Origin of the sequence: Chryseobacterium oranimense (assembly GCF_900129755.1) — a bacterium.
GTDB lineage: Bacteria > Bacteroidota > Bacteroidia > Flavobacteriales > Weeksellaceae > Chryseobacterium > Chryseobacterium oranimense.
The window spans coordinates 738,851-764,097 of the sequence record NZ_FQWT01000001.1 but is presented as its reverse complement, the minus strand read 5'-3'; the positions used below and the strand labels follow the sequence as shown (position 1 = coordinate 764,097).

Sequence of the window (25,247 nt, the reverse complement as noted above, 5' to 3'; positions counted from 1 at the left end):
GTATACACTAATAACTATGAAAAAAACAGATGTTGCTGTCATTGGCTTATCCTGTGTCTTTCCCGGGGCACAGGATGCCGATACTTTCTGGCAGAATATTATCAATAAAGTAGATTCCACCCAATCGGCTCCCGCTGACAGGATTGATCCGGTACACTTCAGTGATGCTGCTAACCCTGTAGACAGATTTTACTGTCAACGCGGTGGATTTATTTCAGATTATGAATTTGATCCGACGGCTTTTGGGATTCTCCCGTTAGCTGTAGAAGGCACCGAGCCGGATCATTTATTAACCTTGGATCTGGTGCAGAAAGCCCTGGAAGATGCCGGTGTATTTCAAAAGGGAACATCTCTTGAAAAAACCGGAATTATTATCGGTAAAGGAAACTATACCGGTCCCGGAGCGACACGTGCCATTGAAATTGTGCGCACCGGAGAACAGATTTCTTCATTATTACAGGAATTGCTTCCTCAGGTATCTTCAGCAGATATCGAAAAGGTGAAACATGCTTTCCAGGAAAGAAAAGGAAGATTTGCGGCAGATACTGCCATGGGATTGATTCCTAACCTCGTTGCCTCACTAGTGGCCAACAGGTTCAATCTCGGAGGCGCTGCTTTTACTGTAGATGCTGCCTGTGCCAGTGCACTGATAGCGGTAGATCACGCCGTTCAGGAGCTGAACCGCGGCCGTTGTGATATGGTCATTGCGGGAGGTGTACATACCGGACAGAATGCTGCTTTCTGGAGCATTTTTGCCCAGTTGGGAGCTTTGTCGCATCAACAGCAGATCAAGCCGTTCAGTATGGATGCAGACGGATTACTAATTGGGGAAGGCTGTGGTTTTGTCGTGCTAAAACGACTGGAAGATGCAGTCCGTGACCAAGATAAGATCTACGCTGTAATAAAAGGAGTCGGAGTAAGCAGCGATGGTAATGGAACCAGCGTGATGAGTCCGTCCGTTAAAGGTCAGCTTAAAGCTTTACAACAGGCCTGGATCAATGCAGACCTTGATGAAAAACAGATCGGTTATCTTGAAGCCCACGGCACAGGAACACCACTTGGAGATAAAACGGAACTTCAGACCTTAGCGCGGTTTTTTACGAAAGAACAAACAACCCAGCCTGCAGGAATCGGATCGGTAAAATCCAATATCGGACATGCTATGCCGGCTGCCGGGATTGCAGGCTTAATTAAAATCTGTCTGGCCCTTCATCATGATACATTGCCACCTACCTTACATTGTGAAAATCCAATTGCAGATATGGAGCAGACCCGTTTTGCCCCGGTGCAGGAACCAAAAAACTGGTCAAAGACAGGCTTGCCAAAAGTAGCGGCAGTCAATGCCTTCGGATTTGGAGGGATCAATGCACATGTTGTTCTTGAAGGTTATGACATGCCGAAAAAAGACCGTGTTTTAGTATTGGCAAGACCTACCCATGAAGAATTACTTTCTGCTTTTAAAAACAATGACAACAGAATAGGAGACGGGGATTACCGGATTGCTTTATTCGACCCGACCCCTGAAAGAATAGAAAAAGCAATTAAAATTGTAGCTAAAGATAATCCATGGCGCAATAAACAGGATATCTGGTATACCAATACGCCTTTGCTGAAGGATGGGGGCAAAATAGCTTTCGTATTTCCGGGGCTGGATGGCCTTGCCAAGGGTGAAGTGGACAGTGTAAGCCGTTACTTTGGATTAACCGAACCTATCGAAAAAGAAGGGGAAGGTTTACTAAGCGATGCATTAGGAATTTTCAACAAATGCAGCATCCTTGATAACGCCCTGAAAAAACTGGGAATTGTTCCGGATATGAATGCGGGACACAGTCTGGGAGAATGGCTGGCAGGATATTCCTCAGAACTGGCAGAAGTGAATTCTGTGAAAGCTCTGATCGATGTTCTGAATCCGGAAACTTTTGAATTAAAAGACTCCAGATTTATTGCTGTCGGAGCGGGGATAGATACTATTAAACCTTTTATTGATGACATTCCCAATCTTTATATTTCCAATGACAATTGTCCTAATCAGGTGATCCTTTGCGGTAGTAATACTGCTCTGGATGAGTTGGTTCCATTGTTAAAATCAAAACAGGTCTTTCATCAGATTCTGCCGTTCCAGTCAGGTTTTCACTCACCATTTATTGCTGATAAGCTGGACATAATATTAGCAGGAATGGAAAAAGCGCAGTTTCAAAAAACGAAGATCCCGCTGTGGTCTGCAACGACTTTGGAGCCGTATCCTGCCGATCAGGATGCCATCAGAAAACTAAGTGCCGAACATTTGGTTCAGCCGGTCCGTTTCCGTGAACTGACAGATAAACTGTATGAAGAAGGAGCAAAATTCTTTATCCAGATTGGTACCGGAGGACTGATCGGGTTTATTGATGATACCTTAAAAGGAAAAGAGTTCAGTACGATTGCTTCCAGTGTGGCCACAAGATCTGCACTGGCTCAGCTGCAGCGTGTGGTAGCCGCATTATTTGTGGAAGGGAAAACGGTAGCATTGGACTTTTTAGAAGTACAAAGCCAATCTAAAAAATCATCAGGAAAAGGAATCAAATTACAGTTAGGTTCGCCGATTATTCGGGATTTTAAAGAAATTCAAAATCTGGCTCAGTCCTTTGAGATACCAAAACAAAATACGGTTTCAGCGGCGGTGGCTAAGACAGGTCATCCTCTGGTTCAGGCTTTCCAGGAAAATATCACCGATATGATCCGGATGCAGGAAGAAGTGCTGACGCTGTTTCAAAACCGTCCGGAAATTACTCTTCCAAAACCTGTGGTTTCCAAACCTCCTGTCAGTAAGAATTTCTCGAAACTTCTTCATGTTAATTTAGATACTCATCCTTACCTCATCGATCACAGTTTATTGAGACAGCCGAAAGGATGGACCAATGTTTCTGATATGGAGCCGGTGATCCCGATGACCATGATCTTTGAGCAGTTAGCAGAAATCGCACAGGCGGAAATACCCGGAACCCGTGTTCATAAAATCATTAATGTAAGTGTGTTTCAATGGATGAATGTGGCCAAACCTTTTGAAAAAACAGTCAAAGGAGAATGGCGATCCCCCAACCACGCTTATCTTGATATCGAAAACTTTGCCAATGCAGAAGTCTTACTGGCTTCATCTGCGCCTGCTGTTCCTGCCTTTAACCTCTCGATCGGGGATCTTCTGCCAATCGAAAGAACACCTGAAGAGATCTATGACAAACATATGTTCCATGGGGAACTCTACCAGGGAATTACAGAAGTTTCAGCAGTAGGAACGAAAGGAATTATAGGAAAAATTAAAGGAAATGGCGGAAAAGGCTCTTTGCTTGATAATGCCGGACAGCTATTCGGATTGTGGCTGCAACTTACCCTGACCAAAGACCGTATTGCTTTTCCTGTGAAGATCAGGGATATTGAATTCTTTGGTGATATGAAAGATCAGGAAGGTATTTTTGAATGTACCTGTATCCTTACCGAACTCAATGAAGAATTTGCCATTGCTGATATCATCCTGAAAAGAGACGGAAAGGTATGGTGCGCCATTACAGGCTGGCAAAACCGCCGTCTGGAAATTGATGAACCCCTTTGGAACGTTTCCATGTCGCCTTTACATAACCGTCTTTCAGAGGAAATAGCTCCCGGGATATTTTTCTTTCATCAGGCGTATACCAGGGTTGCTTCGTGGGATTTTATCCTCAAAAGATATTTCAACCAGACCGAAAAACAGTATCATCAGCAGTTGCTTCCCAACAAGCGGAAAGAATGGATGGTGAGTCGTGTAGCGGTGAAAGATGCCGTTCGTAACCTTCTCCGTGAAAAAAAAAATCACCCTTGCTTTCCCATCACTTTTGAAATAGGGAAGGATGAAGCCGGAAAACCTTATCTGATCGGTGATGTCACCGAAGATATCCATATTTCTTTAGCCCATAAAGAAAAAGATGCGGTCGGTATTGCCCGTCATGGCGGCCCGGTGGGAATCGATATGGAGATCATGGAAGAGCGCACTGCCGGATTTTATGATCTGGTATTTACCGGTCACGAATTAACCTTATTAAAAGACAGAGATCAGGCAGAATGGACCACTAGATTCTGGGTAGCTAAAGAAGCCTACGGAAAGTTTCTCGGGACCGGGCTGAAAGGAAATCCAAAAGCCTTTGAAATTACCCGTATCGAAGGAGATTACTTGTGGATCAATCAAACTGAAATAAAAACTATTAAACATAAAAAATATATTATCGGATGGACACTATAAACAACACACTAAAACTGAATCACGAAGAATTGTTCACGCTTTTAAAAGGTTTTATTACGGAAGTAATAGGCGCTGAATTTGTAGAGGAAATGGATATCACTCCGGACAGTTCATTCACGAAAGACCTGGAAATGGACAGCATAGAAATCGTTTCTTTTTCCGAGAAGATCAAAGCGCATTTCGGGGACCAGATTGATTTTACAGGATGGCTGTCTTCTATGGATTTAGACGAACTGATCAACCTTGACCTCCGTATGATCATCAATTATATCTACGAATGCCAATAATTAATGTAAACCATAAACAGGTTCATATTCAGGAACTCAATAAAGGAGCTGAACAGACGGTGGTGCTTATCCACGGGATGTTCAGCAACCTCTCCATTTATTATTTTAATATTGCCCCGATTCTGGCGAAGCATTTCCGTGTGGTGATGTACGATCTGAAAAGCCATGGTATGAGTGAGCGTTTTACAGACGGTTACGATCTGGAAAGTATGTCATCCGATCTGCTGGCTCTGATGGACGTTTTGGAACTAAAAAAAGTACACCTGGCCGGATACAGTTTCGGAGGACTGATTGCTCTGAAAACCGCATTGAAAGTGCCGGAACGTGTCAGTCAGCTGATCGTCATAGAAGCACCGGACCCTCAGGATGAAAAAGCCCGTAACATCATCGATGAGTACAGCAAGGAATTCCTCGAGCATTATGTGGCCAATTTTACGGATACTACCAAAGTTCAGATGGGTAAAAGGCAGATGGAGAAAAATCATCGGATGTATGAATTCCTGTTCGAAAAAACCAGCATCAAAGCAGATATGATCAGGGAAAAACATTTTCTGAAGGAAGCCAATTTCTCAGAACTGAATATCCCCACACTTCTGCTTTACGGATCAGAATCGAACTGTAAACCTACAGGAGAATGGCTGAAAACGCAGATCATTTCATCTGAACTGGAGCTGATTCCCGGCGATCACAATATCCCGATACAGGAACCTGTTCAGATTGCAGAATCGATCGTTCATTTTTTATCTCAATCATTATCTAAAATATTAACACAAAATCATGGCTAAATTTGTATTTGTTGTTCCGCCATTGACAGGCCATGTCAATCCCACCTTAAGTATCGGTGCAGAATTGCTGCAAAGAGGACATAAAGTGGCCTGGATCAGTCTTGACAAAAATTTAAGTACAAAACTTCCTGTCGGGGGAGAACTTTTACTCATTCAATATGACCAGACCGACGAGGAAAAAAGAGAAAGTGAGAGCTATCTCGATATTATTTCTAAAAAAGTAGTGTACGGTATCGATAGTGTCAAATTTCTTTACGATGACGTACTGATTCCCTTAAACAGACATTGCTACAACGGGATTGTTACCCTGCTGGAACAATATCAGCCCGATATGGTAATTGGCGACCATCAGCTGTTTGCTGCCGCTATTGCCGCTAAAAAACTAAATCTTCCCTACAGCACCTCCGTTACCGCTCCGGCTGCCATTAAAATGATGGATGAGCTGCCAAAAGTACACGAATGGGAAGTCAACAGGATCATCGAACTTCAAAAAGAACTGGGGGTAGTGGAAAACCGTTCATTAGCTTCCTCCGATCTGTTAACCCTTGTTTTAACCTCAGAATATTTCTTTGGCGAAATGGATCTGCCGGAAAACTATCAGTTCACGGGACCTGTTCTTACGGAACGCCGTATCTCCTGTGAATTTGATTGGGACAGATTGAAAAGCAGTACCAATAAAAAGATCCTGGTAAGCATCGGAACAACCTTCGATCATGATCATAAAAAAGCTTTCTTCCAAAAAGTGGTGGATGCCTTTAAAGATGAAGATCTGACCGTTGTACTGGTTTCTGATCCGCAGCTTTTTGACAGCTGGCCGGAAAACTTTATGGTGTATAATCAGGTTCCGCAACTGGATCTGCTGCCTCATCTGGATGGAGTTGTATGCCACGGCGGACACAATACCGTTTCCGAAGCCCTTTCCAACGGTCTTCCACTGGTGGTCATCCCGATTGCGTATGATCAGTCGCATGTGGCAGGACGTGTTGTGCGTACCGGAGCAGGAGAACGTCTTAATTTTAACAGATTTAAATCCCACCACTTGAACGAAGCTGTAAAAAACATCCTGAATCATGCAGAATATAAAGAAGCGGCTGAAACGGTTCGTGAATCTTTCACTAAAGCCGGAGGTACAGCCACTGCAGCCAATTTGCTTGAAAAAGCATTAATCCCTGCTGCTGAAACAGTAAAATCCGGGTCTAAATTTTTGTTTGTGATCCCGCCGTTTTTTGGCCATATCAGCCCGACCTTAAGTGTTGGAGCCAGTTTGATCGCCCGCGGACACGAGGTAAAATGGTTCGGAATTACCCCATTGGACAATAAGCATATTCCCGAAGGAGGAAGTTATTTTTATCCTGAAGAAGATCTGAGTCCTTTTCAGGAAGATATTCAGCGTATTTTAAAGCGGCAGGACGACGGGCCGGCCTGTTCAGGACCTGAAGTGATGAAACTCGCACTGGAAGAAACCTATGTTCCGTTTGCCAAAATGATGATGCCCGGGCTGGAACGTCTAGTACAAGAGTGGAAACCGGATGTTCTGGTGAATGACTGTATTACTTTCGGAGGCGCTCTTTTTGCCCACAAACACAACATTCCATGTGTAACAACTACGCCTGTTCCTCCTGACGTAATGGGCGATACTGCGAATAACGCACCGAAGATTTTCGAATGGCAGCAAAATCTGATCAAAGATCTCCAAAAAGAAGTCGGGATCAAGGATGAAGGGATTTTTATCCATTCCAATAAGCTGAATCTGGTATTCACTTCGCAGGCTTTTGCAGATTTTGAAACGGTTCCTTCCCATATGAGATTTGTAGGCCCGGTAAAAGGACGCCCCAATCCTGCTCCTTTCGATTGGGAAAAGCTGGAAGCGTCCACAACACCAAAAATATTTGTATCACTTGGAACCCTTTTGGTAGATATCCGGAAGGCCTTTTTTGAAAAGGTGATTGCAGCATTTGCAGATCAGCCTGTCACAGTTATTGCAGCCACTCCGCCTGAAATATTTGAGGAATGGCCTTCTAATTTTATTGTAAGCGGTTTTGTCCCTCAATCTGCACTGATGCCCCATATGGATGCGGTGATCTGCCACGGAGGCTTTAATACCGTAAATGATACCTTCACCAATGGATTACCGATGCTGATTACGCCTATCGCATACGACCATTTTCATATTGCTAAATTAATTGAAAAGGCAGGCTGCGGAATCAGCATCCGGTACAAGCGGTTACGTGTTGAAGCTCTTCGTGAAACTGTTTTTGAACTGCTTGAAAACCCTGCCTACAGAAACGCGGCGAAAGAGGTTCGGAAGAACTTGCTGAATGCCGGCGGCAATGACCGTGCGGTAGAGCTTCTGGAAGATTTTGTACACCAGCATCGTTCAACATTAGTTACAGTATAAGGTTATGAGAAGAAAATTGTTATTTGGAGAACGTATGCTGCTGGGTGACGGAAAAGAACCCTTCAATGCGGTGATTCCGTTCCGTCTGCGGGGAAGCTTTCAGGAAAAGGATATTCAGCATGCCCTGAATCAGCTGCAGGGAAAGCATCCCTGGTTGAGAGCGCTCATCAGTTATGATGAAGACCATATTCCCTGGTTTGAGGTACCGGAAACACATCCGCAGATACCGATACGGATTGTTTCCAGAAAAGGGGAGGATGACTGGCAGGAGGAATCCAGAAGGGAATGGCAGACTTTATTTGATTTTGAGGAACAGCCCCTTCTCCGGTTCATCTGGATCAGAGGGGAAGAGGTTTCGGATATGCTTTTTTCTTTCCATCATTGTTTGTGCGACGGAGGTTCTGCGATGGCCTTTTTATATGAATTTTTAGCAATATTGGATAATCCGTCAGCTGAAATCGGGGTAGAGCATCCTATATTGGGAATTCATGATGTGGTTCCGGAAGAGATTCTTACAAACCGTTACCAAAAGATGAAAGCGAAAGTAATCGGCAGGGTAGCGGCAACGGCCATCAAATGTCTCCCTGTCAGCAAAAAAGCAGTTGAACGGCAAAATGATTACCTGATCCACTGGAAATTTGACAAAGAGATGAGCAAGGAACTGATTTCCTATTGCAAGTCGCAGGAGGTTACTGTTAATACATTTTTAAGTACCGTGTTGCTTCATGCATTTAAAAAAGTAAGAGGGAATGCGGCTTTCAATAAAGTGTCATGTCCGGTAGATATCAGGCGTTTTGCGCCACAGATTAAGGACGATCATATCTTCGCTTTCGGATTGATGATTGTACTTTCATCTGACGATAAAGTGAGTTTTTCGGACAATTTGTGGATGATGCAGGAATCTGTAGAAAGGAAAACCTCTAAGCTGAATCCTTACATTACCATGATGGTGATGGAATCTGCACATGATGCCTTGAAAAATTTCACGAAACTTTTAAAGCATGGCAAATCTTCCAACGACTGTATGTTTTCCAATCTGGGACGCATTCAGATCCCTCATCAATACAAAGATTTTACATTGGAAACCATTTTCAGCCCGTCTGTAATAGGCCCGTTGGGGAATACAACAACGATGGTGACTTCAACCTTCCAGGGGGAAATGGATTTTTCATTTGTGGGAAGCGAAGGCTATTTACCGTATGCAGAAGCCTTAGCCATTCGTGATGAGGTGATTAAAATGGTGAAATTACAATTAGACCCCATAGCAGTATTATGATCAGGCGAAATTTAATGATGGTGGAACGGATCATGTATGTTGATCCTGAAACCCCTGTCAATTGTGTATTTACGGCAAAAATCCAAGGAGATATTCCTGAGGAAAACTTTAAGGCTGCTTTAGAGAAAATCCAGCAAAAACATCCTTTGCTGCGAACCAGGATTGATAACAGTGAAAAGCATCCCTTTTTTATAGAAGAAAAAGATATTGAACCTATTCCGCTCCGTATTGTTGAACGAAAAACGGATGAAGATTGGCTGCAGGAATCCGAAAAAGAGTGGTTCCGGCTGTTTAAAGATGAAAAAAAGCCGCTTGCCCAATTGGTCTGGATCAAAGGGCAGGAGGTATCGGAAATCCTTTGGGTACTGCCTCACTGCATCTGCGACGGAACGTCTCTTGTCACCATGATGACGGAACTTCTTGCTTTACTGGATGATCCTGCTCTGGAGTTGCAGCCTTATGAGGTATTCAGTTCTGTGGACGATTTTCTGCCTTTGGATTTCGATATGAAAAGAAAGAAACGCAAAGCCCGTTTTTATCTGATGATGGGCCGACTCTTTTTTCTCATGCAGCGCAAAAGTAAGACCAGAAACCTTGGCAGTAATTACGTTGTCCATTGGAAGCTGAATGCAGATACAACTGCGGAAATAACGGCAAAATCTAAGGCTCATGGTGTCTCTGTTCACGCTTTGCTTTGTTCTTCATTCATGCAGGCTTTCCAGGATGTTCAGGGAAAATATGCAAAAGGTAAGGTGATCAGTCCAGTAGATGTGCGTCATTTTATTCCGGAGATCAGGCAGGATCATGTATTTGCGTTTGCCCCAACCGTTGAGTTGTCCTTAAAAAAAGGAAACCCGGATCTACTGGATAATGCCAGACAGATCAAAAAAGATCTTACAGAAAAAATAGGAAAAATGGAGGCCAGAGAGCTTCTGTGGATGGGTGAGCAGATGCATCCTGTTGTTGAACGAATGGTTTCCATGCTGAAATCCAGTAAAGGCGGGCATGATGTAACGCTTTCCAATATGGGAAAAATCAATATCCCGGGCGATTATAAAAATTTTAAGGTGGAAACCATCATCAGTCCTACAGTTGCCTTTCCATGGCTGAATTCGAATACTTTGGTCGCAACAACGTATAATCAGCAAATGGATTTTACCTTTATGTCCAATGAACAATTCCTGTCCAAAGAAGAAGCCGTAAAAATTAAAAACAAAGCCATTGAACTCCTGACCTCGTCGCTATGAAATTTAAACTGAAGCCGCCCCATCCTAAAAAACTCAGGAAAACCACCCTGAAACGCTTTCTCATCAGGCGGACGATTTATTATGTCCTTCCGAATGTATTCTTCAATTTCATTATTGCCTATGCCAGCTTTCAGGAATTGGGATACACGCATTTCTTTTCAGGAACTCAAAATCTGGCCCGATTGACGCTACCCATGGCGATATTTTTACCGGTAGTGCTTACCATCGATATCATCAACAGGGTGATCATTGCTTCCGAACAGGGCGCCATTGAGTTCACTGTAGATGAGCAGCTTAATAAAAAGAAGCTGATGACGAAACTGAGCATTTTGCACGGAGTTATTACCGGATTGCTCGTGCTGTCCGTTTTACTTTTAGCACAATATAACTGGTCCGAATATTATAAGCTGGATGCTACGGCAATGGCTGTAGTGGTTGGGGTACTGGCGGGGGTGCTGTCTGTGGTGTTTGTGTATTTGCCGGTGTGGAGGTTGAGGAGGTGGATGTGTAGGAGGGTTAAAATTATTTCCTAATAATATTTTAATAAAACTCTCCATTCATGAAATACAAAGTATCATTATATATAAACTAAAGAAGCAACTAAAAATACAAAAACATAATAATAGAAAAATTCTTGATTATTATATCGTTTATGGTTAACCTTTTTTTCCTCAGATTCATTGATTATATTTACAGTTTATACTAAAAACTAAATGATAATCTACGATGGATGCTTTTAAAACTCATGAACAAGTAATAAATGATTATAAATCATATTTACAATCATTTATTAATATTAAAGACCAACGAATCTCAGACTTTGTTAATAATTCTACATTAGCTAATAATATTATCCCGGAGCCTCTTATTCAATTCAATCCTTCATTTGAAAGAGGTCAATCACTTGATGAGTTAATCCAAGAAAATATAATACATCAAAGCTTACCAAAAGCTTTTGGATCGTATAGATTGTATCGTCATCAGATTGAAGCGATTAAAATTGGTGTTCAGGACAAAGGATTTATAGTTACTTCAGGTACAGGCTCAGGTAAATCCTTAACTTTTTTAGCTACTATTTTTAACGATCTTTTTAAAAGAGAATCAAAAAAAGAGGGTGTTAAAGCAATATTGGTATATCCAATGAATGCTTTAATCAATTCTCAAGAAGAAGAAATAAAAAAATACAAGATCAACTATTTAGAGCAGTTTGTACCCCTTACTGAAGTTGAAAAGAAAAATAAAACCTTGGATGAAATTATAGAAAAATTAGAAAGTTTAACAACAGAAAGGTTTCCTATTACATTTGCAAAATATACTGGTCAAGAATCTGGAAATGAAAGAGATCAGGTAAAAAATACCACACCGGATATTATTTTGACCAATTATATGATGCTGGAATTAATAATGACCAGATACTCTGAAGATTGGTTAAGAAAATCTATAGAGAAACATCTTAAGTATGTTGTTTATGATGAATTACATACTTATAGAGGAAGACAAGGTGCGGATGTAAGCCTATTAAATCGTAGAGTTCAAGCACTCGCAAAAAATGATTTAATTTTTATTGGGACTTCTGCAACTATGGCTTCGCAAGGTACACCGGAAGAAAAAAAGAAAAAAGTAGCAGAAGTAGCTACCCAAATATTTGGTAAAGAGTTTTCAATTGGTGATATTATCAATGAATATCTTGAACCCTGCACTTCTGCCAAAGAAATAAACCCATTTGAATTAGCTAGTGTTATACGCAATGGTATTAACCCAAATGGTACTGAAGAGGATTTTAAAGAAAATGATCTAGCTAATTGGCTGGAAATGCATATTGCTTTAAAATCTAATCATGGAGTATTAGAGAGAGGTATACCAAGAAATATAGACAATATAGTAGAATTAATACATAAGGAAACTTCTTTATCTACGGATGATATTAAAAAGAGCTTAAATGATCTTTTAAGGTGGGCAGAAAGAATTAATGAAGAAAGTAGAAAAAATGGAAAACGTCAATCCTTTTTGCCATTCCGTTTTCATCAATTTATCTCTCAAACCGGGTCCATTTCAGTAACATTAGAACCAAGAGATACACGGCAAATCGTTTCTTCAGATGAACTCTATCTGAAAATAAATGATAAAGAAAAAAAATTGTATCCATTACTTTTCTCTCGTTATTCCGGGTATGAGTTTTTGTGCGTAGAATTGGACCTTCTTCAAAACGAACTTATACCGGCCACTCCTGATAAGGAATTTATTAATAAGAAAAGAACTGAGATTAACGAGAAAAACCCAGACTTGGAGGACTTTAAGTTTGGATACATAATATTAGACGAAGGTGAAGATTTTTGGAACAATAATTTTAATGATTTAGTACCTCCTGAGTGGTGGAACAAGCAAGGCACGGCTCTACTTCCTTATTATCAAATGTTAATGCCCCATGTAATATATTTTAATAGTGAGGGGCAATTTTCCTTTGAGCCAAAATTTCCTATTAAAGGCTATTTTATTCCTGCAAAACTAAGAATTGACCCAACAGCTCAAATTATTTATGAAGATAGTAAAGTAAATGAATTCACTAAACTTTCCAGATTAGGATCTGAAGGTAGAAGTACGGCGACTTCAGTAATTTCTTACGCCATAATTAATAGTCTTCAAGATCAAGAAAAGTTACAGGATCAAAAACTTCTGAGCTTTACAGATAATAGGCAAGATGCATCCTTACAGTCAGGACATTTTAATGATTTTTATACTACTATACGTTTAAGATCGGCGCTTTACATGGCTTTAGAAAAAAACGAAACTCCTCTTGAAATACATGAAATAGCTGAATCATTATTCAAAATATTAAAACTAAGAGAAAGAGATTATGCAGTATATCCTTCACAAGATGAGGATTTTCCAGATGATAGAAATATAGAAGCTCTAAAAAACTATTTAAAATATAGAATATTTCAAGATTTGAAACGAGGATGGCGATATACATTGCCTAACCTAGAACAGGTAGCACTTTTAGATATAAATTATAAAAACTTGGATAAACTTTCAGGATTGGATGATCGTTTTGAAGCTCTTGATTTCCTGAGATATCAATCTAAAGAATATAGAAAAGAGTTTTTAAGAAATATACTTGATTATTTTAGAACTAATTTTGCTCTTGATCATAAATTCTTTAAAGAAATAGCTAATATAGAAGACTTGATGCGAGATAGGCTATCTTCTGATTCATTATGGTCTCTTGATTATAATGAAAATTTAGATAAGCCTGCCGAAATTGTTATTACAATTCCTTCTCAAAGACCAAAAGGGAAATATCTAGTGTCAATAGGGCTTCGATCTAATTTAGGAAAATATATTAATCGATGTAGTGTTGAATCAGGTTCCCAGAAATTAAAGGGAGATCAGTATCGGGAATTTATTCAAAATTTGCTTACACTACTTACTGGCACAAACTTCCTCACTGCTGAACAGGATAAAAAAGATACCGATTTATACTATTATAAACTAAGGGCAGACCAATTATTATGGACAAAAGGTAATGAAAAAACTGTGAAACTGGATAATACACGATTCAACTTTCAAGTAGAACTTCCTCAGTTAACTCCAAACGGGTATTTTCAAAATTTGTACAAAACAGATTTTACAAAATTTCAGAAAGAGTTAATAGCAAAAGAACATACAGGTCAAATTAATGCTATGCAAAGAATTGAGAGAGAAATCCAATTCAGAAAAGGAGAAATATCAGCATTATATTGTTCTCCCACAATGGAATTAGGTATAGATATAGCTAATTTAAATATTGTACATATGAGAAATGTCCCTCCTAATGCAGCCAATTATGCACAAAGAAGCGGACGAGCAGGAAGAGGGGGACAAACAGCATTAGTTTTTACTTATTGCTCTACAATGTCACCACATGATGTAAACTACTTTAAGAATTCTGCAGAAATGGTTTCAGGTGTAGTTCAACCTCCAAGAATTGATCTTATTAATGAAGAATTGATAGTAACTCATTTAAATGCCTTTCTTCTGATGAAACTTGAGATAGAAGAATTAAAAACTTCTGTCGCTGAAGTATTAGATTTATCAAATGAAACAAATGTAATTGTCCAACATAATATTTTAAATAGTATAAAACATTCAATTTCTAATTCAAAAAATAGCTTTGCAGTAGAATTTGAAAAAATAGCTTATTCTTTATTACCTGAGCTTAATAAAACCAATTGGTTTACTCAACAATGGATATTAAACAGAATAGAAAAATTTCCAACTCTATTTGAAGAGTCATTCACACGGTGGATTAGAATGTTTAAAAGTGCATGTACTCTTAGAAATAAAGCACAAGCAATCCTCGATAATCACACTTATAAAGCAGATAGTACAGAAAAGAGAGAAGCAGCGAAACAAGAACGATTTGCAAGAAAACAAATTGCTTTGCTAAAAAATGAAGAACGACAGAACTCAACCAATTCAGAATTTTATATATTTAGGTATTTAGCTGCTGAAGGATTTTTGCCTGGCTACAATTTCACTCGTCTTCCTGTTAGAGCAATATTAGGTAAAAGTTATCGTGATGATGTTGAAGTACTTTCACGACCACGTTCATTAGCCTTAGCTGAATTCGGACCAGCTAATATGGTTTATCATTCAGGTAGTAAATTTAAAATCAACAGGATGATTGTGCCAGACATCGAAAATGCTACTGAACAAATTCTTGTATCTAATAAAACAGGCTATGCTTATCTCAACGATGATATTAAAATAGCTAATATCGACCCTATCAGTAAAAGTCAGTTAAAAGGTGATGCTATTGAAATGTATACCAATGTTTTAGATTTCTCTGAATGCGAAGGCATACCATCAGAAAAAATATCGTGCATTGAAGAAGAAAGAAATCGCTCAGGGTATGATATTTTTTCTTACTTTAATTTTCCTCATGGAGTTGAGAATGCAAAATCAGTTGTTTTAAAAAAAGGAGGTGAAAAACTTCTACAATTATATTTTAGCAAAACAGCAAATCTTATTAAGGTTAATAAAAAAGCCAGAAGATCTAAAAAAGAGGGGTTTACAATTGACCAAAGAAATGGAGTTTGGGTACAAGAACGTAACTTAAATAATAATCAAGAATTGCAGCAAAATTCCAGAGATGTAATGCTTTACACAAAAGAAACTGCAGATATCCTTTACATTCAGCCACTCGGTAATATTGGAACAAGCCCAGATCAGGTTATTTCCTTAAGTTATGCACTTAAAAGAGGAATAGAAAAATTGTTTCTTGTAGAAGAAAATGAGATAGCAGTTAGCACTATGGGAGATAGGGAAAAACCCAATATTCTTATTCATGAGGCATCAGAAGGATCCCTTGGTATTTTATCGCAGTTAATTTCCGAACCTATAAAAATGAAAGAGTGGTTTAAGGCCAGTTATGAAATACTTCATTTTGATCCAGAAACCAGAGAAGAGACTGATAAAGGTAAGGACCTTCCTCATGCAACCTATCAAGATCTATTAAGTTATTATAACCAGATTTATCATAAACAACTTAGTCGCTATATTATTAAAGATGTCTTAGAGTATTTGATGGATTGTGAAATTGAATTAATACAAGGTGGTGAAAATGATAGAGAAGAACAATATCAATATTTATTAAATGCCTATGATAAAAATAGTAGTACTGAATTTAAATTTATAAAGTATCTTTATGAAAATGGATATACACTTCCTGATAAAGCACAAGTAAATTTAGATAATTACTACATTAATGCAGACTTTGTATTTAAAAATAATTTTGGATTCACATTGATTTTCTGTGATGGTACTATTCATGATCTTCACAAAGTAAAAAAACGTGATGAAATGATTGATCAGATACTAAAAGAGGGTGCACACGATGTTATCCGATGGCATCATACAGAGCCTTTGGAAGAATTGATGGAAAGACGGAAAGATATTTTCAGAAAAGTACAATAGTAAGTAATACGCAAGAAAACAATGAATAACAAATATAATCCGGGAAATTTAATCAAATACCGTAACCGGGATTGGATGGTTCTTCCCTCTAATGAAGATCAGATTATACTGGTAAAACCTCTTGGTGGGTCTGATGAAGAAACTACAGGTATTTTTTTACCCTTAGCAAAAGATATTGAAGCTATAGAAAAAGCGACTTTTAAAGAACCTACTTCCACTCAAATCGGAAACTTTGAGACTGCAAAATTACTTTATAATGCATCAAGACTTTCTTTAAGAAATGCAGCGGGGCCATTCAGAAGTATGGGAAAACTATCTTTTAGACCAAGGTCTTATCAGGTCGTTCCATTAGTAATGGCATTGAAACAGGATATTACCCGATTATTGATTGCTGATGATGTGGGTATTGGAAAAACGATAGAAGCTTTATTGATCATCAAAGAACTTATTGAAAGAGGAGAAATTAAAAAATTTGCCGTTATATGTCCACCACATTTGTGCGAACAATGGCAGCAAGAATTGAAAGATAAATTAGATATTGATGCTGAGATTATTCGTTCCAGTACAGCATCAAGATTAGATCGTATGGTAGCTGATGATCATTCAGTATTCTACCATATTCCATATCAGGTAATTTCAGTTGACTATATCAAAACTGATAAGCGTAGAAGTATTTTCTTACATGACTGTCCTGAATTAGTCATTGTAGATGAAGCCCATACTTGTACTCTTCCCAAAGGTGCTTCTTCAAAGAATCAACAGCAACGCTATAATTTGGTTTATGATGTTGCTGTAAATCAAAATCGTCACCTTATTTTACTTACTGCTACACCTCACAGTGGTAAGGATGAAGAATTTCTTTCATTGTTAGGTTTATTAAACCCTAATTTCCAAAATCTGAATTTTGAAAGGCTTGAACAAGCGGACAGAAGAAAAATTGCCCAATATTTTATACAGCGAAAGCGTGAAAATATTCGGAGATGGCTAAATGAAGATACTTTATTTCCCGAAAGAGATTCTAAAGAAATTGGCTTTACACTTTCAGAAGAAACAAAAGCTTTCTATAATGAAATTGTAGCTTTTGCAAGGGGAATTTCAGATGTAGAAACAGATAATGAGAACACTAGACTTCTCCGTTCTTGGGCTGCAATTGCCCTAATTAAAGGAGCCATGTCAAGTCCGGTAATGGCTAAAGAAATGTTAGAGAAACGACAAGCAAAGCTGACTATAGAAGAAACAACAATAGAAATCGGAGCTGAAGCCTTAGAATATACATTATTTGAAGAAAATGACTTTGGGGTTGATTTCTCTAGATCAGACTTATTAAATGCTGTTGATTATAAGGCAAAAGAACTGGAAGGGCTTACTAAGTTATTGAATAGTGTAGAATATCTGAATGAAAATACAGATACAGATATTAAAATAAAGCATACTATTGATATTATCAAAAAATGGTTAAAAGAAGGCTTCCAGCCAATTATTTTCTGTCATTATATTGCTACGGCAAAATATGTAGAAGAAAAACTAAAAGAAGCACTTCCTAAAAATATATTAGTACAGGCTATTACCTCTGAACTTGCAGATGAACAACGTAAGGAAGAAATTCAAAGAATGGGAGGACATGATAAAAGAGTTCTTATAGCAACAGACTGCTTAAGTGAGGGAATAAATTTACAAGATTATTTCAATGCTGTTTTACATTATGATTTGCCCTGGAATCCCAATAGAATTGAACAAAGGGAAGGTCGTGTTGACCGTTTCGGCCAAACATCTACACAGATCAAAACCTATATGCTTTATGGTGAAAATAATCCTATGGATAAATTTATTCTGGAAGTTTTAATTCGTAAAGTCCGTGAAATTCAAAAAAGTATAGGTGTTACTATTCCCATTGGAGAAAATAATAAGTCATTGATGACTGAATTGACTCAAAAACTTTTGAAGACTGAATCAGAAGCAGAACAATTAACACTATTTGCAGAAGACAAAATAAGAATTGATAATGAACTAGAAATGGCTCGTAAAAGAGGAGAAAACTTACGATCAATTTTCGCCCAAGAATCTGTAGATGCCGAAGCTATTAAAAAGGATTTACAAGAAGTAGATGAAGCCATTGGAGATCCTGAGATTGTAGAGAATTTTTCAGTATTTGCGTTACAAGCATTAGGAGCGTCAGTTACAACTGATTTGGAAGGATATAAAGTACAAACAACAAATCTTCCAAAACACTTACAAGTTGCTCTATTGTCTAAAACAGAACAGTTGAAAGGCAAAACAGAAACTCGGATTGCCTTTACTTCACCTACTCCTAAGAATTATCAATATATAGGAAGAAATCATCGCTTTGTAGAACAACTTTGCCATTATATTATAAGTAATGCTTTTGAAGAACAAGGCAATCCTTATGGTTTAGCAAGAACAAGTGTAATCCAAACTGACAGTGTTGAAAGTAAAACAACTCTGGTCATGTTTAGAGTGAGAAATGTTGTAAAAGAAGTACGTTCTAAAAATGAATCAGTAGCTGAAGAAATGTATTTGTGGGGATATACTGAGAATTCAGAAGGTTTACAGCCTGTAGACTTTACAAAAGCTCAACATTTATTGAATAACGCAATACCTTTGAGCAATATGGCATTGGAACAGCAGCAACAACTTTTAAATGTAGAATTAAAGTCTTTTGAGACTAAGAAAGATGCGTTTATAGAACTAGCAACTCAACGTGCAGATAAATTGGTAGAAGCACATGGCAGATTCAAAACATTAATTGGGGGACGAAGCTATGAAAAATCTACTCCAGTATTACCTCCTGATGTTATGGGAGTATACATCCTCTTGCCAAAACCTAAAGCACTTTTCTAAACCATGAAACTAACAACAATAAATATACAAGGAAATATATTCACAAGTGAAATCCTGGAAAAAATACGCCAGGATGATATCAGCTTCCAAAAACCACAAGATTTTGGTTTAAAGCCAAATGAACAGGTCCGAGATGAAATAAGCAATGCCTGGAGCTTGCTAAATACTCATTGGCAAATTTTTAAACAAAAAAAGAATGCTTTTTCTGGGACAGATAAAGGAATTTCAGAGACACGAAAATATTGGATTGTCCCTCTTCTTAACCTTTTAGGATATCAAGTCTCCCTTTCTAATGCAGAAATTGTTAACGGAAAATCTTTTGCTGTATCTTATAGAGCCTCTAATAAAGATGACTTCCCAATACATATTGTTGGTAGTGAGCAATCCATGGATAAAAAGGCAGAAAATGGACCAAGACTTTCACCACATTCATTAATCCAGGAATATATCAATTCTACCGAACATATTTATGGGTTTGTAACCAATGGGAACCATTTCCGTGTACTCCGTGATGCCACAAGGCTTTCAAGATTAAGTTATCTTGAATTCAATCTTGAGCAAATGATGGAAGAAGGGCATTATGCAGAGTTTGCAATTTTTTATCGATTACTTCACTCATCTCGTATTAGTGATAAAAAAGAAGATGGAAAAGATTCCATCCTAGAATTTTATCATAATGAAGCCTTAGCGTCTGGGTCTCGTATTCGCGAGCGATTAAGTTTAGCCGTAGAACAGTCTATAATAGCTTTAGCAAACGGATTACTTTCGCAGCCAGAAAATTTTGAACTGAGAAATGCTATTGAAGAAGAAAAATTATCTGCAAAAGAATATTATCTGCATATCTTGCGTTCAGTGTATCGTATCTTGTTTCTTTTAGTCATAGAAGAACGAAATCTTATTTATAAAGAAAATCTTACAGAGAGTGAAAAGAAACTTAAAGATATTTACTACCAATATTACAGTATCCAACGTCTCACTTATCTTGTTAGTAAATCACTTTATATTGATCCGAAAAAAACAGATTTGTGGCAGTCATTGTTAACTACATTTAGACTTTTTGAAGATAGCCATTATGGTAAAGAATTGGGAATTGATGCTCTTGGGTCTGGTATTTTTAACCAAAATGCAATCGGTAGTATTGAAAAAACGATACTAAACAATAAATATGTACTCAATGTTTTTAAATACTTAGTTACTTTCGAGAATGAAAACCAACAAACCATTCGGGTAAACTATGCCGATCTGGATGTAGAAGAATTTGGTTCTGTGTATGAAGGACTACTAGAATTTGAGCCTGTAGTAGAAAATGGAGAATTCAGATTTAAACAAGGAAATGATCGATCAGCATCAGGATCACACTACACTCCAGAAGAACTTGTAAAACCTCTTATTGCTCATTCATTAGATCATATCATAGAAAGCAAACTTAAAGAAGCCGATCCAGAAAAAGCATTATTAAGCATTACAGTATGTGATGTTGCCTGCGGAAGCGGACATATTTTACTTTCTGCCGCCAGAAAAATTGGATTCGAATTAGCACGCTTACGAAGTAATGAAGACCAGCCAACACCTTCTGTTCTTCGAACTGCAATTAGGGATGCCATTAAAAATTGTATTTACGGGGTTGATTTAAATCCATTGGCTGTAGAACTTTGTAAAGTAGCTCTATGGTTGGAAGCTCATGACCCAGGTGAACCATTAAACTTTTTAGATCACCATATCAAAAATGGAAATGCAATTATAGGATTGGCCCGCTATGAAAATCTTCACGATGGGATTGCCAGTGAAGCATTTAAAGCTTTAGCAGGCGATGATAAGGCAATAGCATCTGCTTTTAAAAAACGTAATGATACAGAACGTAAACTTCAAATAAGCGAATTATTTGATTTAAATACAGCAGATACTGATTTTGCAGATATACAAAAATCGATGGAACAATTCAATCAATTGCCAGAGCATACTTCTGAACAGATTGCACAAAAATCCAAAATATATTATGATTTAACCAATGGCAAGAAATGGTATAGACTAAAACAACTGGCTGATTTGCAAGTTGCACAATTTTTCATTCCCAAAACAGCAGAAAATAAAGACAAACTAACAACATATAGTCAATATAAAACTTATCTTAATTCCGGTGCGCAAATCTTAGATCGTGGAGCTAGTATGGTGATTGCTGAACAGAAGAAATTCTTTCATTGGTTTTTAGAATTCCCGGAAGTTTTCCAAAATGGAGGATTTGACTGTATTTTAGGAAATCCACCATTTTTAGGTGGACAAAAGTTAAGTGGAAATTATGGAACTAATTTCCTTGAATATATAAAATATACATATCGACCGATTGGCGCAGTAGATTTAGTAACTTATTTTTTCAGAAGAATCTTTGATGTTATTAAAATCAATGGCTTCCAATCTTTAATTTCTACCAATACTATTGCACAAGGTTCCGCCCGAGAAGGAGGTTTGGACGTCATCTGTTCAAGTAATGGAGTGATTAACCATGCTATTCGTTCAATGAAGTGGCCAGGTCAGGCTGCAGTAGAAGTTTCATTAATTACCATTCATAAAGGCGAATGGAAAAATAAAATTATTTTAGACAATAAGACCGTAGAAAGAATAACTTCTTATTTAGATGATTCCGAAGTTATTGGAAAACCTATGCCTCTTGCATCAAATAAAGGGAAAAGTTTTCAAGGGAGTATTGTGCTTGGTAAAGGGTTTGTTTTATCTCCTGAAGAAGCAGAAAAACTCATAAAAAAAGATCCACGTAACAAAGATGTACTTTTCCCATACTTAAATGGTGACGATTTGAATAATGATCCAGAACAAAAACCATCCAGATGGGTTATTAATTTCTTTGATTGGGATGAAGAGAAAGCAAAGACTTATCCTGATTGTTATGAAATCATAGAGAGGTTAGTTAAACCAGAAAGACAACGATGGAAAAGAGATAATGATGATAATGAAATTATCGGAATATATGCATTAAGAAAACCCTTACCTCAAAAGTGGTGGATATATGGTGAGAAAAGACCTGCTCTTTACAATGCCATATCTGAGTTAGACCAGGTAATGGTGATTGCACAAGTAAGTAAAACTTTAGCCTTTACTTTTGTGCCTAAGAGCCAGGTTATTTCTATGATGTGTATTGTACTTACATTTGATGATTATTTAACGTTTGGCTTATTACAGAATTCTATACATCAATCTTGGGTACAAAAATATGCTTCTGCCTTAAAGTCTGATACTCGTTACACTCCATCAGATGTATTCGAAACCTTTCCATTGCCAATAATAGCTGATACGGCAAAAAGCAATTTTGAAATATTAGCTAAGTCATATTTTTCCGTACGCAAAGAAATAATGAATCGAATTAAAGTTGGTTTAACAAAGATCTATAATTTTTTTCATGATAGAAATTTGAATGATGGTACTAATGTGTGGTTGAAAAAACATCTACAAAAATATAATGATGTTGACTATTATGAAATAGCAAATAGTATAAACGAACTGAGACGTTTGCAGTCTCATTTGGATAATTTAGTGTTGTCCTTTTATGGATGGAATGACCTTAAATTAAAACATGATTTTTATACATTAGAACATTTACCAGGAAATGATAATATTCGATTTACAATTCATCCAGATACAAGAAAAGAAATCCTAAAAAGGTTATTGTTATTAAACTTAAAGCAATTTAATGGACAATCAAAAGTAAACTTTTTTGATAAAACCGTCGGTAGACAGAGCCCAAAGTTTGATTCTATAAATTCAAATAATACTTTATTTCCCGAAGATTAAAATAACTTCGGGAAATTGGCTTCTTTCTTTTGATTACCTGTCTTTTTATGTTTAGTTTTAATATTTTTTGAATTTTCAGATACTTCCTCATTGTAACGTTGATGGTTGAGTGAGAGCAAACGTTTTAGGATCTCTTTACGTGCTTCCGGATGAATAGAAAAACGTGTCCTATCATTTTCTGGTAAATATTCTATATCATAAAAATTATGATTAGGATTTATATCAGACCAGCCAAACAAATTCAAAACAGCGATATCCAATTTAACCTGTAAATTGCGTAATCTCAAAATATCATTATAATTATCCACCGAAGTATTTTCATCTACCCTTAAGTCCTTATTATGAAAAAAGTTATATATCTTAGTCAATCCCAGATTCATTGATTTCATTATATTTCTCTGAATTGCTAGATACTCTTCACCTAATTTCTTTAAAAAATTATTCTCACTCTCTGAAATATTTGGTGGGAAAGGAAAAGTTTCAAATATCTGAGATGATGTATATCTCAATGTAGATGTTCCCATCGTAGAACCCTTATGCCAAGCCCATTCATTCATAATTTGAGATGTCATTATAGAATAATATGAGAGACTATCAATTGTAATTACAGTTAACGCATGCGAATAAACAATATTTTTAGAATAAAAAGCAAAAACATGATGTCTTGTGTGATTATTTATCACCATTACCTGGTCTAACTCAGATATGGCATTGTAAAGTTCTTTTCTTGGTCTTAAAAACTGCCACCATTTTTCTTTACCTCCTTTATCCTTCTGTATTAATCGCTCAGGTTTCACGGATCTTTCTACTATATCAAAGCAATCGGGATAAGTACGGGCCTTTTCTTCCGACCAATCGAAAAAGTTAATGACCCAGCGGGAGGGCTCTTGATTAGGATCGTTATTAAGGTCCTCCCCATTTAAGTATGGAAATAAAACTTCTTTATTTCTCGGATCCTTCTCAATTAAATCTAAAGCCTCTTTCGAGGTCAAAACAAACCCTTTACCAAGCACAATACTCCCTTGAAAACTTTTCCCTTTATTTGATGCAAGAGGCATAGGTTTTCCAATCTCCATAATTTGCCTTAATATCTGCTGATTTTTATCATTTTAAAATTATCTCTTCGCAGATTATGAATAAATTCACTTCACAAATACTTCAGTAACTATGAGCATACAGATAAGCTATCGGTTTGTACAAAAAAGAGAAAAAAACAAGCAAGGTTTATATCCAATCTATTTAAGAGCATTTTTGAAAGGAAAAAAAATAGAAACGGCCACCCCTGTTACAATCCCTTTACGAGACTGGTCCTTGAGAAATCAAAGAGTCAAAACTCAAAATAAAAATCATGAAAGGTATAATATGATTTTAGAGGCAATAGATAAAAAGTCTATTAAATTATTGGTTAACAATTTTATCAATGAAGAATTTCCACTAACCTTAACCCAGTTTAAAGAACGATTACTATCATTGAATCATAATTCTGATGAAAAAAGTTTCACAGATTATATTTTAGGTTATTTGGAAGAAAACAAAGCTAAATTCAAATCAGAAACCTGGTTTGGATATAAATCTCAGATTACCAAGATCCTTAAATTTAAAAGTGAAATTTATTTTTCAGATATTAATGAGAAATTTATTAATGACTATAAACAATACATGCTTTATACCCTCGGAAATAATGAGAATACAGCAAGTAAAAGTTTGAGGGTATTACGAACATTCATTAATATTTCTATTCGTTTTGGATATATAAAAACAAATCCATTTCAATATACTTCAATAAAAAAAGTTGATGGAAAGAGAGATTTTCTCTCAATTGAAGAGCTAAATAAACTTACCGAATATTATTTAAAAGATGATTTTTCTGAACCAATACAAAAGGAAATTCTTAGTTATTTTTTATTCGCCTGTTATACAGGACTTCGGTATTCTGATTTAAAGAGTTTCTCAGAGGATTCTATAATTAATGACTCTATACATCTCAGAATGCACAAAACAGGATACTTAGTAAATATTCCTCTCAGTAAAAAAGCAAAAAGCTTTATCCCCGAAAAGCCCTTTAGTGAAAATTACATTTTCAAAGTATATTGTAATAAAGTAACCAATAGAGTTTTGAAAAAAATTGGAACTACATTAGAATTAAATAAAAAACTTACATGCCATGTGGCAAGACATACTTTTGCAACAGTATCAATTTCATTAGGCATTCCCATAGAAGTAGTAAGCAAATTGTTAGGACATACAAATATTCGGACAACACAAGTTTATGCAAAAATTGTTGATAATGTTAAAATAAAAGAAATGGGAAAATGGGATAAAATATAATTTATGATTCCATATAAAAAATAAAGTTTAATAAAAAATTATTGCATAAAAACTTAAGCCTA

At 37.0% G+C, this 25,247-nt stretch carries 12 protein-coding genes; 11 read left to right on the top strand and 1 reads right to left on the bottom strand.

Features of this window, described 5'->3' with window-relative positions; all coding sequences use genetic code 11:
- Positions 1-16: 16 nt before the first annotated feature.
- The 10 genes from BUB03_RS03475 to BUB03_RS03430 all read left to right on the top strand — a co-directional run bounded on the left by BUB03_RS03475 (position 17) and on the right by BUB03_RS03430 (position 22,857).
- Positions 17-4,249 (top strand): type I polyketide synthase, encoded by a 4,233-nt coding sequence (locus BUB03_RS03475; protein ID WP_073060320.1) that lies wholly within the window; start codon positions 17-19, stop codon positions 4,247-4,249.
- Positions 4,237-4,536, top strand: coding sequence for an acyl carrier protein (locus BUB03_RS03470; protein WP_034728171.1), 300 nt, complete (start codon positions 4,237-4,239; stop codon positions 4,534-4,536). The genes BUB03_RS03475 and BUB03_RS03470 overlap by 13 nt, the downstream gene beginning before the upstream one ends.
- Positions 4,527-5,321, top strand: coding sequence for an alpha/beta fold hydrolase (locus BUB03_RS03465; RefSeq protein ID WP_073060317.1), 795 nt, complete (start codon positions 4,527-4,529; stop codon positions 5,319-5,321). The genes BUB03_RS03470 and BUB03_RS03465 overlap by 10 nt, the downstream gene beginning before the upstream one ends.
- Positions 5,314-7,719 carry a glycosyltransferase gene (locus BUB03_RS03460; protein WP_073060314.1) on the top strand — a complete coding sequence of 802 codons (2,406 nt, stop codon included), beginning with the start codon at positions 5,314-5,316 and terminating at the stop codon, positions 7,717-7,719. The genes BUB03_RS03465 and BUB03_RS03460 overlap by 8 nt, the downstream gene beginning before the upstream one ends.
- Positions 7,720-7,723: 4 nt before the next feature.
- Positions 7,724-8,995: a condensation domain-containing protein gene (locus BUB03_RS03455; RefSeq protein ID WP_073060311.1), complete on the top strand. Its 1,272-nt coding sequence runs from the start codon at positions 7,724-7,726 to the stop codon at positions 8,993-8,995.
- A complete protein-coding gene (locus tag BUB03_RS03450; protein ID WP_083538862.1) occupies positions 8,992-10,242 on the top strand; it encodes a condensation domain-containing protein in 1,251 nt (416 codons plus the stop codon). The genes BUB03_RS03455 and BUB03_RS03450 overlap by 4 nt, the downstream gene beginning before the upstream one ends.
- The gene (locus BUB03_RS03445; protein WP_073060305.1) at positions 10,239-10,775 is read left to right on the top strand and encodes a hypothetical protein; all 537 of its coding nucleotides are present in this window, start codon (positions 10,239-10,241) and stop codon (positions 10,773-10,775) included. The genes BUB03_RS03450 and BUB03_RS03445 overlap by 4 nt, the downstream gene beginning before the upstream one ends.
- A gap of 193 nt (positions 10,776-10,968) precedes the next feature.
- A complete protein-coding gene (locus tag BUB03_RS03440; protein ID WP_073060302.1) occupies positions 10,969-16,197 on the top strand; it encodes a DEAD/DEAH box helicase in 5,229 nt (1,742 codons plus the stop codon).
- A gap of 21 nt (positions 16,198-16,218) precedes the next feature.
- Positions 16,219-19,056 carry a helicase-related protein gene (locus BUB03_RS03435; RefSeq protein WP_073060299.1) on the top strand — a complete coding sequence of 946 codons (2,838 nt, stop codon included), beginning with the start codon at positions 16,219-16,221 and terminating at the stop codon, positions 19,054-19,056.
- Between the two features lie 3 nt (positions 19,057-19,059).
- Positions 19,060-22,857, top strand: a complete 3,798-nt coding sequence (locus BUB03_RS03430; protein ID WP_073060297.1) for an Eco57I restriction-modification methylase domain-containing protein — start codon at positions 19,060-19,062, stop codon at positions 22,855-22,857.
- Here BUB03_RS03430 and BUB03_RS03425 read toward each other — a convergent pair.
- The gene (locus BUB03_RS03425) at positions 22,854-23,933 is read right to left on the bottom strand and encodes a type IIL restriction-modification enzyme MmeI (RefSeq protein WP_073060294.1); all 1,080 of its coding nucleotides are present in this window, start codon (positions 23,931-23,933) and stop codon (positions 22,854-22,856) included. The two genes, BUB03_RS03430 and BUB03_RS03425, sit on opposite strands and share 4 nt — an antisense overlap.
- Before the next feature lie 91 nt (positions 23,934-24,024).
- Between BUB03_RS03425 and BUB03_RS03420 the strand changes: the two genes are divergently transcribed.
- Positions 24,025-25,185 carry a site-specific integrase gene (locus BUB03_RS03420; RefSeq protein WP_073060291.1) on the top strand — a complete coding sequence of 387 codons (1,161 nt, stop codon included), beginning with the start codon at positions 24,025-24,027 and terminating at the stop codon, positions 25,183-25,185.
- Positions 25,186-25,247 lie beyond the last annotated feature (62 nt).

Coding starts and splice junctions, on each gene's coding strand:
- BUB03_RS03455 (WP_073060311.1), top strand. CDS start 7,724: ATGAGAAGAAAATTGTTATTTGGAGAACGTATGCTGCTGGGTGACGGA.
- BUB03_RS03425 (WP_073060294.1), bottom strand. CDS start 23,933: ATGGAGATTGGAAAACCTATGCCTCTTGCATCAAATAAAGGGAAAAGT.
- BUB03_RS03445 (WP_073060305.1), top strand. CDS start 10,239: ATGAAATTTAAACTGAAGCCGCCCCATCCTAAAAAACTCAGGAAAACC.
- BUB03_RS03475 (WP_073060320.1), top strand. CDS start 17: ATGAAAAAAACAGATGTTGCTGTCATTGGCTTATCCTGTGTCTTTCCC.
- BUB03_RS03420 (WP_073060291.1), top strand. CDS start 24,025: ATGAGCATACAGATAAGCTATCGGTTTGTACAAAAAAGAGAAAAAAAC.
- BUB03_RS03465 (WP_073060317.1), top strand. CDS start 4,527: ATGCCAATAATTAATGTAAACCATAAACAGGTTCATATTCAGGAACTC.
- BUB03_RS03430 (WP_073060297.1), top strand. CDS start 19,060: ATGAAACTAACAACAATAAATATACAAGGAAATATATTCACAAGTGAA.
- BUB03_RS03450 (WP_083538862.1), top strand. CDS start 8,992: ATGATCAGGCGAAATTTAATGATGGTGGAACGGATCATGTATGTTGAT.
- BUB03_RS03470 (WP_034728171.1), top strand. CDS start 4,237: ATGGACACTATAAACAACACACTAAAACTGAATCACGAAGAATTGTTC.
- BUB03_RS03460 (WP_073060314.1), top strand. CDS start 5,314: ATGGCTAAATTTGTATTTGTTGTTCCGCCATTGACAGGCCATGTCAAT.
- BUB03_RS03435 (WP_073060299.1), top strand. CDS start 16,219: ATGAATAACAAATATAATCCGGGAAATTTAATCAAATACCGTAACCGG.
- BUB03_RS03440 (WP_073060302.1), top strand. CDS start 10,969: ATGGATGCTTTTAAAACTCATGAACAAGTAATAAATGATTATAAATCA.